Annotated in this window: 11 protein-coding genes; 4 read left to right on the top strand and 7 right to left on the bottom strand. The window is 72.2% G+C overall.

The genetic code is table 11. The features are described from left to right. Positions 1–5: 5 nt before the first annotated feature. Positions 6–1,658, bottom strand: coding sequence for an ABC transporter permease (locus U5C87_RS11105; RefSeq protein ID WP_330476625.1), 1,653 nt, complete (start codon positions 1,656–1,658; stop codon positions 6–8). After that, the gene (locus U5C87_RS11110; RefSeq protein ID WP_330476626.1) at positions 1,655–2,560 is read right to left on the bottom strand and encodes an ABC transporter ATP-binding protein; all 906 of its coding nucleotides are present in this window, start codon (positions 2,558–2,560) and stop codon (positions 1,655–1,657) included. Before U5C87_RS11110 ends, U5C87_RS11105 begins: the two co-directional genes overlap by 4 nt. 84 nt (positions 2,561–2,644) lie before the next feature. Here U5C87_RS11110 and U5C87_RS11115 point away from each other — a divergent pair, with 84 nt between their 5' ends. Beyond that, entirely contained in the window at positions 2,645–3,160 is a 516-nt protein-coding gene (locus tag U5C87_RS11115) for a GbsR/MarR family transcriptional regulator (protein WP_330476627.1), read from the top strand. A gap of 234 nt (positions 3,161–3,394) precedes the next feature. Next, positions 3,395–4,987, top strand: coding sequence for an acyl-CoA mutase large subunit family protein (locus tag U5C87_RS11120; RefSeq protein ID WP_330476628.1), 1,593 nt, complete (start codon positions 3,395–3,397; stop codon positions 4,985–4,987). A gap of 83 nt (positions 4,988–5,070) precedes the next feature. On the opposite strand, the gene U5C87_RS11125 is transcribed toward U5C87_RS11120, so the two are convergent. From U5C87_RS11125 to U5C87_RS11145, 5 genes are all read right to left on the bottom strand, one after another. Further along, positions 5,071–5,526, bottom strand: coding sequence for an endonuclease domain-containing protein (locus U5C87_RS11125; protein ID WP_330476629.1), 456 nt, complete (start codon positions 5,524–5,526; stop codon positions 5,071–5,073). A 58-nt stretch (positions 5,527–5,584) separates the two neighbouring features. Further along, positions 5,585–5,998: a hypothetical protein gene (locus U5C87_RS11130; RefSeq protein WP_330476630.1), complete on the bottom strand. Its 414-nt coding sequence runs from the start codon at positions 5,996–5,998 to the stop codon at positions 5,585–5,587. 158 nt (positions 5,999–6,156) lie between these two features. Further along, a complete protein-coding gene (locus tag U5C87_RS11135) occupies positions 6,157–7,035 on the bottom strand; it encodes a carbohydrate kinase family protein (RefSeq protein ID WP_330476631.1) in 879 nt (292 codons plus the stop codon). Further along, on the bottom strand, positions 7,032–7,979 hold the full coding sequence (locus U5C87_RS11140) for a pseudouridine-5'-phosphate glycosidase (RefSeq protein ID WP_330476632.1): 948 nt from the start codon (positions 7,977–7,979) through the stop codon (positions 7,032–7,034). Before U5C87_RS11140 ends, U5C87_RS11135 begins: the two co-directional genes overlap by 4 nt. 34 nt (positions 7,980–8,013) lie before the next feature. After that, entirely contained in the window at positions 8,014–8,700 is a 687-nt protein-coding gene (locus U5C87_RS11145) for a (2Fe-2S)-binding protein (protein ID WP_330476633.1), read from the bottom strand. Positions 8,701–8,767: 67 nt separating this feature from the next. On the opposite strand from U5C87_RS11145, the gene U5C87_RS11150 reads away from it, so the two are divergent. Next, entirely contained in the window at positions 8,768–10,027 is a 1,260-nt protein-coding gene (locus tag U5C87_RS11150; protein WP_330476634.1) for an amidohydrolase, read from the top strand. 123 nt (positions 10,028–10,150) lie between these two features. Then, the gene (locus U5C87_RS11155) at positions 10,151–11,209 is read left to right on the top strand and encodes a BMP family lipoprotein (protein WP_330476635.1); all 1,059 of its coding nucleotides are present in this window, start codon (positions 10,151–10,153) and stop codon (positions 11,207–11,209) included. Positions 11,210–11,390 lie beyond the last annotated feature (181 nt).

Below are 11,390 nucleotides of genomic sequence, written 5' to 3' on the forward strand. Positions count from 1 at the left end.
GATCGTCAGCCGATGTCGCGCCGCCGCAGGGCGACGAGGCCCGCAGCGCCGACGGCCATCGCGAAGGCGGTCAGGGCGACGAGCGGCATCCACGTCAGGGTGCCCCCGGGCAGAGCGGGCAGGTGCGTGAACGGTGAGAGGTCGACGAGCCAGCCGGGCAGGTCGAGCAGGTCACCGAACTCGCCGAGCAGCAGGAAGACGATGAGCGCGGCCCAGGCCAGCCCGGTGAAGCGGGGCAGGGCGCCGTAGAGCAGCAGGGCGACGGCGAGGGCGACCCACACGGCCGGCAGCGTCGAGAGCGCCGCTCCCGCGAGGCGCGCCACCGTCCCGCCGACGTCGCCTGCGTCGGCTCCGTGCACGAGGCCGGCGACCGTGGCGCTGACGAGCAGGACGAGCGCCGAAGCGGCGACGGCCACGGCGACGTGGCCGAGCGCCCAGGTGACCCGCCCCACCGGCGTCGCGAGGACGGCCTCCGCGCGCGTCGTCGTCTCCTCCGTGTGCATCCGCGTGACGAGCGCGATCGACAGGGCGGACGCGCCGATGGCGGCGAAGTGCAGCTCCGTCGAGAAGTAGAGGTCGGTGACGGAGCCGGCGTCGCCGCCCATGGCCCTCAGCATGTCGGCGACCTCGGGGGAGTCGATGAAGGTCTCGACGCTGCCCGCGATGGAGCCGAGCACGACGCCGAGCACCACGTAGGCCACGAGCCAGCCGACGACGGTGCCTCGGGCCAGCCGTCGGGTGAGGGCGCCGGCCGTGCCGATCCGGCTGCGGTCGTGGCCCGCCCGGCTCGGGAGCACCCCCGCGCCGAGGTCGCGTCGTTCCAGCAGCGAGAAGGCGACGGCGACGAGCACGGCGAAGAGCGCGATGCCGAGCGCCGCCACCCAGTAGCGGTTCTCGCCGAAGGCAGAGACCTTGACGCCCCACCCGAGAGGCGAGAGCCAGGAGAGGAAGCGCGCCGGGCTGTCCGCGGCCGCTGTGTCGCCGACGGCGCGGACGAGGAACGCCACGGCGAGCGCCCCGAGCGACCATCCGGCGGTCCCGCGGGTGCTCGACGTCAGCTGCGCCGCGACGGCGGTCACGCCGACCCAGGAGAGACCGATGACGAGCCAGCAGACGCCGAGCGCCACCGAGCCGGCCGGGTCGAGCCCGACGCCGATCGACCAGCCGATGGTGAGGACGACGGTGAGCAGCACGGCCGCGGTGCCGAGCAGCAGCGCGGCCGCCAGCGCCGCCCGACGCCCGACGACGCCGGCGCCGAGCAGCTCGAGCCGGCCGGTCTCCTCCTCCGTGCGGGTGTGGCGGCGGACCACGACGTAGGCGAGCAGGGCGAGGAAGACGCCACCGAGGAGCACCGACTTGAACGTCGCGATCGAGTCGATGCCGAGGCTCGAGATCGGGCCGTACATCGCGACGAGTGCCGGGTTGGCCAGCGTCGGCGCCATCGACTCCTGCGCCGACCTCAGGTCGGGGAAGAGGGCGAAGGTCGCCTGCGCCGACAGTGCGACGAAGGCCGCGAGGCCGAAGGCGCTGACCGGCACGAGCACCCGGTCGCGGCGCGCGGCGAGGCGCAGGAGCGACAGCGTGCCGGTGAGCCCGGCACCGGCGGCGCGTGGCGCGGGACGCGCCGTCGGGCTCGGAGCAGGCGCGACGGTGGTCACGGGGCCACCGCCGATGCCCCGCGGTACTGCTCCATGAAGAGCTCCTCGAGCGTCGGCGGGGCACTCGTCAGGGCCGTGATCCCGTGTGCGCCGAGCAGCTCGAGCAGCCGGCCGAGGTCGTCGCTGCCGACGGTGCACGCCACGTGGTCCCCGGAGACCGTGACGTCCGCGACCCCGGGCAGCGACTCGACCTGCGCCGCGTCGACAGGATGGGCGAGCGTCGCCCGGACCGTCGTGCGGGACAGGTGGCGCAGCTGGGTCAGGGTGCCGGACTCGACGTTGCGCCCCTCGCGGATGATGCTGACGCGGTCGCACAGCTGCTCGACCTCGGAGAGGATGTGGCTCGAGAGCAGCACCGTGCCGCCGGCCTCACGGAACTCGTGCACGACCTCGCGGAAGACCGCCTCCATGAGCGGGTCCAGGCCCGAGGTCGGCTCGTCGAGCAGCAGCAGCTCGACGTCGGAGGACAGCGCCGCGACGAGAGCCACCTTCTGCCGGTTGCCCTTGGAGTAGGAGCGGCCCTTCTTCGTGGGGTCGAGGTCGAAGCGCTCGATCATCGACGCCCGCCGCTTCTCGTCAACGCCGCCGCGGAGCCGGGCGAGGACGTCGATGGCCTCGCCGCCCGTGAGGTTGGGCCACAGGGCCACGTCACCCGGAACGTAGGCGAGGCGTCGGTGCAGCGACTCGACCTCGCGCCACGGGTCCCCGCCGAGGAGGGTGGCGTGCCCACCGTCGGATCGAAGCAGCCCGAGCAGGATGCGCAGGGTCGTGGACTTGCCGGCGCCGTTGGGCCCGAGGAAACCGTGGATCTCGCCCGTCGTCACCTCGAGGTCGAGCCCGTCGAGGGCGACCGTGCGTCCGAAGCTCTTGTGCAGCCCCTGCACCTGGATCGCGGAAGTCATGCATCGACGGTACACAACATTCACGGTTTACTGAATGTTATGACGGTGAGGATAGGGTCGGCGCACGCGGACGGAGGAGGAGTGGTGGCAAGAGCACGGCCGGAGCCCCAGCGCGACGACCGCGCGGTCTCGGCGTACGTCGAGCGCTTCGGCGACACCCTCACCGATGCCGGTATGCCGCGCCTGGCCTCGCGCGTCTTCGCGCAGCTGCTCGCCGACGACGACGGGCGCATGACCGCGGCCGAGCTCACCGAGGCGCTCGACGTCAGCCCTGCCGCCATCTCCGGGGCGGTGCGCTACCTGACCCAGACCTACCTCATCGGCAAGGAGCGCGAGCGCGGCTCGCGCCGCGACGTCTATGTCGTGCAGGCCGACGCCTGGCACGGGGCGATGCTCTCGCGCGACCGGGTGCTGGCCCAGATCGAGACGAGCCTGCGGGCCGGCGTCCCCGCGGTCGGGGGCCTCGGGACCGCCGCTGGGCGCCGGCTCCAGCTGTCCGTCGCCTTCCTCGAGTTCCTCGGCGACCGGATGGGTGCGCTCGAGGGGGAGTGGGAGCAGCGCAAGGCCGACCTCATCCGCGGCTGGCCCACCGACCCCTGACCCCCACCCCCTTCCACCGTCGAGAGGCCAAACCTTGCGGGTCCTCACCCGTCGAGAGGCCAGACTTCGCGGGTTCTGCCATGTCGAGAGACCACACTTCGTGGGCCCCGCCCCGTCGAGAGGCCACGTCCGGCCCGATCGAGGCACGCGGCATACGCCGTCGGTCGAGTGAGATCGGCAACGTTCGACCGGCAGGTCGCGGTGACCGACCCCTACGCCGATACGCTCGGCACCATGGCTGACAGCACTGGCGCGCGCTCCGAGTCCGACCTGCCCATCGAGCCCGTCTACGACGCGTCGGCGCTCGCCGGCTTCGACGCCGAAGCCAAGCTCGGGGCACCCGGCAGCTACCCCTTCACCCGGGGCGTCTACCCGTCGATGTACACCGGGCGGCCGTGGACGATGCGGCAGTACGCCGGCTTCGGCACCGCGAAGGAGAGCAACCAGCGCTACCACCAGCTCGTCAAGGCGGGCACGGGCGGCCTGTCCGTCGCCTTCGACCTGCCGACGCAGATGGGCTACGACTCCGACGAGTCGATCGCGCACGGCGAGGTCGGCAAGGTCGGCGTCGCCATCGACAGCCTCGACGACATGCGGACGCTCTTCGACGGGCTGCCGCTCGACAAGATCTCGACGTCGATGACGATCAACGCGCCCGGCTCGACGCTGCTGCTGCTCTACCAGCTCGTCGCCGAGGAGCAGGGCGTCGCCGGCGACCAGCTGACCGGCACGATCCAGAACGACGTGCTCAAGGAGTACATCGCGCGCGGCACCTACATCTACCCGCCGCGCGAGTCCCTGCGCCTCATCGCCGACATCTTCGCCTACTGCCACAAGGAGATGCCGCGCTGGAACACCATCTCCATCTCCGGTTATCACATGGCCGAGGCCGGGGCGACGCCCGTGCAGGAGATCGCCTTCACCATCGCCAACGCGATGGAGTACGTCCGCGCCGCGCAGGCCGCGGGGCTGCACGTCGACGACTTCGCGCCGCGCCTGTCCTTCTTCTTCGTCGCCCGCACGACCCTCATCGAGGAGGTCGCGAAGTTCCGCGCGGCCCGGCGCATCTGGGCGCGGATCATGAAGGAGGAGTTCGGCGCCCAGAACCCGAAGTCGATGATGCTGCGCTTCCACACCCAGACCGCGGGCGTGCAGCTGACCGCCCAGCAGCCCGAGGTCAACCTCGTCCGCGTCGCGCTCCAGGGCCTCGGCGCGGTGCTCGGTGGCACGCAGTCGCTGCACACCAACAGCTTCGACGAGGCGATCGCGCTGCCGACCGAGAAGGCCGCGCGCCTCGCGCTGCGCACGCAGCAGGTCATCGCCTACGAGACCGACGTGACGAAGACCGTTGACCCGTTTGCGGGTTCGTACGTCGTCGAGTCGATGACCGACGAGATCGAGGCCGCGGCGCTCGCGCTCATCCAGGCCGTCGAGGACAAGGGTGGTGCCGTCGCTGCCATCGAGCAGGGCTTCCAGAAGGGCGAGATCGAGCGGTCCGCCTACCGCGTGCAGCTCGAGATCGACAACGGCGAGCGCACCGTTGTCGGCGTCAACCGCTTCGTCCTCGACCAGGAGGACCACTACGAGCCGCTCCGCGTCGACCCGACGATCGAGGCCGACCAGCGCGCGCGCCTCGAGGCGCTGCGTGCCGACCGCGACAACGAAGCGGTCAAGGCTGCGCTCGGCCGGCTGCAGGACGCCGCCCGCGGCACCGACAACGTGCTCTACCCGATGAAGGAAGCCCTCGCCGCCCGCGCCACCGGCGGCGAGGTCGCGCACGCGCTGCGTGAGGTCTGGGGCACCTACCAGCCCCGCGAGACCTTCTGAGCCACACGGCATACGTCCGCGTATGCCGTGTGCCCGCTCACGCACCCGGGTCAACCAACAGGACCCAACCACGAGAACTGGCGTCACTCGGTCTTCCGTCGCTTCTGGCCTGTCACCTGACCCGCCCGGTCGCGGCGGAGGCCCTGGGACCGGCGCAGCGCGACGACCTCCTCGATCGCACGCCGCACCACGTCAGGCTCGAACATCACCTGCTCCCACGTGAACCGGAGCACGAGCCAGTCCCGCGTGACTAGCCCGTTGTAGCGACGGCAGTCCCGGTCGAACGCGCGGCGCTCGGTGTGGAACTCGTGGCTGTCGGCCTCGAGCACCACACGCAGCTGGTCGTCGGCAAGGTCGACTCGCGCATAGAAGCCGTCGTAGCGGATCCGGACCTGCGGCTCGACCACCAGTCCGGGCACGTCCAGGCAGATTGCCCGCAGCACGCTCTCGAACGGGTTGGCGGCGCGCCGGTCGGCGGCGCCCATCACCCGGTCCACCTTGCCGCGCTGTCGCGGGCCAAGCCATCGGGCGCGCTCCATCACGTCTCGTTGGGGGAGCCCTGACCTCAGGGCCGAGTCCGCGACGGCGAGTGCCTCGTCAAAGGGCAGGTCGAGGCAGCAGTCGATGACGGTCGGCCCGGGTGGTCACCCAGCCGTGGGCAACGTCGTCGGCAGCGAGGTCGCGCCAGTGGACCGTCGCGGGCACCTGCGCGTCTCGGGTCAGGTGCCGCTTGCGCCGCACCGTGACGTGGGGCCGGTCCGACGCGGTCTTGACCTTCCAGCCCCAGTGGTTGGCTGCCGTGGTGTGGGAGGCCGTGCCGCTCAGACGCAGCGCCTCGCGCCGACCGTCCTGTGCGAGCGGAAGGCTGTACCACCCGTGGCTCACTCGCACGATCCGGCCATCGGCCAGGGCTGAGTCGATGCGCCGCCAGTGACTGAGCGCCCGCAGGCGGTCACGACGTGCGATGCCGCCGAGGCGGGCCAGTGCCAGTTCCGGACGAAGTGTGGGCATGGCCCAGCGTGGCCGGGTCTGCGCGGCCGGCCGACTCGCCGTCCACAGGGGTCAAGCGACAGGCCGACCGGGGTCGATGCTCGGTCAGGTGAGCCGACCGGACGGCATACGTCCTGTCACTTGACCCGTCGCGCGTCCCGACCGAGGGCGTATGCCGTTCAGCTGGGTCGGGCGCCCACGCGCGCTGCCGCTGCGCTGCCGGCCGCGACCCCGGCGCGTAGGGCTCCGGACCGGTCCGCGCCACCGAGCCAGGCCGACAGCAGGCCGGCGTTGAAGGCGTCGCCACACCCCGTGGCGTCGACGTTGTCCACGAAGGGCGCCTCGGCGCTCTCGTCGACGTCGGCGCCGACCCACCGGGCGCCCGCCGCGCCGTAGGTGGCGACGACCTCGCGCGCGTGCCCGAGGATCGCGGCCAGCCCGCCGAGCGCGGCGACCTCGTTCTCGTTGGGCAGCAGCAGGTCCACGCCGTCCACCCAACCCAAGAACGACGAGACGCCCTCACGCTCGATGAGGGCCGGCGACTGCGGGTCCACCGACGTGCTCCACCCCAGCGAGCGGGCCTGGCGCAGCGACTCGAGACCGGCCGCCCGCGACCCGGCGTCGAAGAGCACGTAGCCCGACAGGTGCAGGTGGGGCCGCGGCTCCGCGGGAAGACCGAGCGAGGCGAGGTCGACGTCGGCCACGGAGAAGGCCTTGTTGGCGCCCCGGTCGGGGAACATCGTCCGGTCGCCGTGGCCGTCGAGCAGGATGACGACCATGCACGTCGGCAGGGCGGGGTCGACGGCGAAGGCGCAGGTGACGCCGGCCGCCTCGAGCTCGCCACGGCAGGCGGCCCCGGCGGCGTCGTCACCCACCCGCGCGACGAGTGTCACCTCGGCGCCGAGCCCGGCCAGCCACGACGCGGAGTTGCCGCCCGCGCCGCCGGGGACGAGGGCCACGGCCGACGGGGTGTCGGAGTGCCACCGGATGTCGCCGGAGGGGCGGGTGATGACGTCGAGCCCCACGTCGCCGACGACGACCACCGGCCGCGTCGTCATGCGCGTGCTGCCGTCTGCGTCGCCACCTCGGCGGCGACCTCTCCGGCGAGCGCCGCGTTGGACAGGACGAGCTCGACGTTGGCGCGCAGCGACTCGCCGCCGGAGTGGTCGTGGAAGTACTCGAGCAGCCTCGGGGTGACGTCCTTGCCGTGCACGCCCTCGCGCTCCAGCAGCGCGAGCCCCTCCTCGACGAGCCGGTCGTGCAGCCCGCGCTCGACCTGCCGGTCGACGGGCAGCGGGTTGGCGAGCACGACGCCGGCCGCGTCGGTCCCGAGCCGTGCCCGGGCGACGACGACGCGCGCCGCCTCCGCCGCGGACTCGACCCGCCACGGCACCGGCTGCCCCGAGTCGGACAGGTAGAAGCCGGGGAACGCGTCGGTGCGGTAGCCGAGCACCGGCACCGACAGCGTCTCGAGGGTCTCGAGCGTCCCCGCCACGTCGAGGATGGACTTCACTCCCGCGCACACGACGAGGACCGGCGTCGAGGCGACGACGCCGAGGTCGGCCGACACGTCGAACGTCTCGGACGCGCCTCGGTGCACGCCGCCCAGGCCGCCGGTCGCGAAGACCCGGATCCCAGCCAGGTGGGCCAGCGCGGAGGTCGACGCCACGGTCGTCGCTCCCGAAAGTCCCAGTGCCGCAGCGACACCCACGTCGCGGACCGAGAGCTTGGCGATGTCGGGGTCGGTGCAGACCCGCTCGACCTCCCGGGCGCCGAGGCCGACGTGCACGACGCCGTCGAGCACCGCGATCGTGGCCGGGACCGACCCGCCGGTCCGGACGGCGTCCTCGATCTGCGCCCCGATCTCGATGTTGTCGGGGTGGGGGAGGCCGTGGGCGAGGATCGTGCTCTCGAGGGCCACGACACCGACGCCGGCGTCGAGGGCCTCCTGCACCTCCTCGTGGACGACGAGCAGGTCTGACCCGGGCAGGTTCGCACGCATGGCGGCAACCCTAGTTCCGGCCGAACTCCCGGCGTCAGCGGCCACCGCGCGGGCAGGCCGCGCACTCCCGCATCCCGGGCAGCGCGTAGATGAAGCAGCACGACACCCGCGTCGGCTCGGGCCCGACGCTCTCGCCGGCGGCGCCGCGGGCCAGCCGCACCGACGTGGCCCACATGTCCTCGACGACGCCCCACCGCTGCCGTGACCCCATCCGCACGTCGGGGGCGTACGCCGTCACGACCTCCGAGACGAGGCCGAGGTATGCCGCGTGGCCGCGTTCCAGACGCCGCGCGGGGTCCTCGTCCACCTCCAGCGAGGCGCGCTCCGGCTCGAGGACGATGCGCGCCGGGTTGAGACCCGGCGCGAGCTCGAACCCCAGCCCCGCACCCGACGGCACGAGGAGCCAGGGGCCGAGGCACGCGGCATACGCGATCGGTGTGGCGGCGACCTCGCACGCCCACTGCAGCACGAAGGCGGCGGGCACGTGCGTCGGCACCGACACGCCGTGACGCCGCCCCATCTGCCCGCCCAGCCCCGAGCGCCACGGCTCGAGCGGGTCGGCGCCCGCGCGCACGTGGGCCAGCACGTCGCTCCACCACACCGTCGCGGGGGACGCGTCGCAGGTCAGCGTGGTGAAGGGCAGCGCCCGGTCGACGACGCCCACGAGGGAACGGACGGCGTCGGGACCGAGCGCCGGCACCGACGCTGACTCCTGCTCCACGCGTGACCTCCCTGCCTCGTCGGGACCCCGCGCCCGGGGTCGGCGACCATCCTCTCGCTAGACTCCGGTGCTCGTGACCGACCGCTCCGCCCCACTGCCCTTCGAGGCCCTTGCTCGCACCGTCGAGCAGCATGCCGCGGAGCTGGTCTCGATCCGCCGCGACCTGCACACCCATCCCGAGCTCGGGCGCGGTGAGGTGCGCACGACCGCACTCGTCGCAGAGCGGCTCGAGCGGGCCGGCATCGCCGTCCGGCGGCTGCGCGGCACCGGCCTCGTCGCCGACCTCGGCGCGACCGAGCCCGCCCACCGCATCGCGCTGCGCGCCGACATCGACGCGCTGCCGATCCGCGAGCAGACCGGCCTCGACTTCGCCTCGCAGACGGACGGCGTCAGCCACTCGTGCGGTCACGACGTGCACACCACGGCGCTCATCGGCGCGGCGCTCGCGCTCAAGTCCGTCGAGGAGCGGCTCGTCGCGTCCGGCGTCGGTGCCCGCCTCGTCTTCCAGCCCGCCGAGGAGCTCATGCCCGGCGGGGCGGAGGACGTCGTGGCCCAGGACGGCCTCGTCGGGGTCGACCGCATCTTCGCGCTGCACTGCGACCCCAGCCTCGACGCGGGGCAGGTGGGACTGCGCGTCGGCGCCATCACCGCCGCGGCCGACCAGATCGAGGTCACGCTCTCCGGGCGGGGCGGCCACACCTCGCGCCCGCACCTGACGCAGGACCTCACGTATGCCCTCGCCAAGGTCGTCACGGACGTGCCGGCCGTGCTGTCGCGCCGTCTCGACCCGCGCGCGGGCGCGGCGCTCGTGTGGGGCTCGATCCACTCGGGCGGCGCCCACAACGTCATCCCGTCGTCCGGCAAGGTCGGCGGCACGCTGCGCATGCTCGACGCCGGCATCTGGGAGGGCGTCGAGCGTCTCCTCGAGGCCGTCGTCCACGAGGTCGTCAAGCCGTATGCCGTACAGGCCGAGGTCACGATCACCAAGGGCGTGCCCCCGGTCGTCAACGACGCCGGCTGCATCGACGCGCTCACGGCCGCGGTGACCGGCACCGGCTCCTTCGTCGCCCCGACGCCGCAGTCCCTCGGCGGCGAGGACTTCGCGTGGTACCTCACCCACGTCCCCGGCGCGATGGCCCGCCTCGGCACCCGTGCCGCCGGTGGCGCGACCTTCGACCTGCACCGCGGGGACCTCGTCATCGACGAGGCCGCGATCACCGTCGGGGCGAGCACGCTGGCCGGTGTCGTCTTCTCCGCAGCCGCCCAGCTGGCGGGCACTGCGACCCTCGCAGGAGTCACGCCACTGGGTGCGGTCGCGGATCGGTAACACTTCCTGCGACTTGACCCGAGCCGCTCAGATCTTGTCGTGCCGGGGTCTACAGTTCCGTGCTATCTGGGCCGATGTCGTCGTCGGCCCGACGGACTGAAGGAGAGCGCCTTGCGTTCACATGTGAAGTTGAGTGCCGTCGTCGCGACCGGTCTGGTCGCCGCACTCGCGGGCTGCGGTGGGACGTCGGGTCCCGCCACCGGCTCTGGTGGTGGCACCAACACGGCTGCCTCGGGCGACTGCTCGAGCGCCGAGGTGTTCTGCGTCGGCCTCGTCACCGACGTGGGCAAGGTCGACGACAAGGGCTTCAACCAGGCTGCCTGGGAGGGTGTCGAGCAGGTCAAGGGTGAGCTCGGGGCGCAGACGAAGTACGTCGAGACGACCGACCCCAAGGACTACGCGAAGAACATCAAGCAGTTCACCGACGCGAAGTACGACGTCATCGTCACGGTCGGCTTCCTCATGGCCGACGCCACGCGCGCGGCGGGCAAGCAGTACCCCAACACGAAGTTCATCGGCTTCGACCAGTTCCAGGCCGACCCGGTCGTCCCGAACGTCACCGGTCTGATCTTCCACGAGGACCAGGCGGGCTACGCCGCCGGCTTCCTCGCCGGCTCCATGACGAAGTCCAACAAGATCGGCGTCGTCCTCGGCCAGGAGATCCCCCCGACCCAGGCCTACGCCGCGGGCTACGAGAACGGCGCCAAGGCCGCCAACCCGGCCGTCACCGTCTCGAAGGTCTACCACCCGGCCGGCAACACCGCCTTCAACGACCCCGTGTGGGGTGCCGGTGAGGCCAAGAAGATGCTCGCGCAGGGCGCGGACTTCATCTTCGGTGCCGGTGGTGGCACGGGCAACGGCGCACTCCAGGAGACCGCCAAGACGAGCGGTGCGGGCGACAAGGTCTTCTGCATCGGCGTCGACCTCGACCAGTGGGACACCCTGCCGGCCGCGCACCCCTGCCTCATCACCTCGGCCGAGAAGCACGAGAAGGACGGCATCGGCGAGCTGCTCAAGCAGATCAAGGGCAACACCGTCAAGCCGGGCAACTTCTTCGGCACCGCCGGCATCTCGCCGTTCCACGACTTCGACAGCAAGGTCCCGGCCGACGTCAAGACCAAGGTCGCCGACGTCGTCAAGAAGCTCGAGGACGGCTCGCTCGCCACGGGCTACAAGCCCTGATCGAGTTTCGTTCTGGGGCGGATCCCATCCGCACTAGAGTCCCTTCATGAAGTCGTCGAGCGGGTGCTCCACCGGGGCACCCGCTCGACGCCGTTCTGCCTCGGGTCACCGGCGCCGAGCGTGCATCGCAGCATGAGTTTGGTCCAGACAAGGAGTCGAGAGGTCCGAGATGGCCGATCCC

Source organism: Terrabacter sp. C0L_2, assembly GCF_036352015.1.
In the GTDB taxonomy this organism is placed as follows: domain Bacteria; phylum Actinomycetota; class Actinomycetes; order Actinomycetales; family Dermatophilaceae; genus Terrabacter; species Terrabacter tumescens.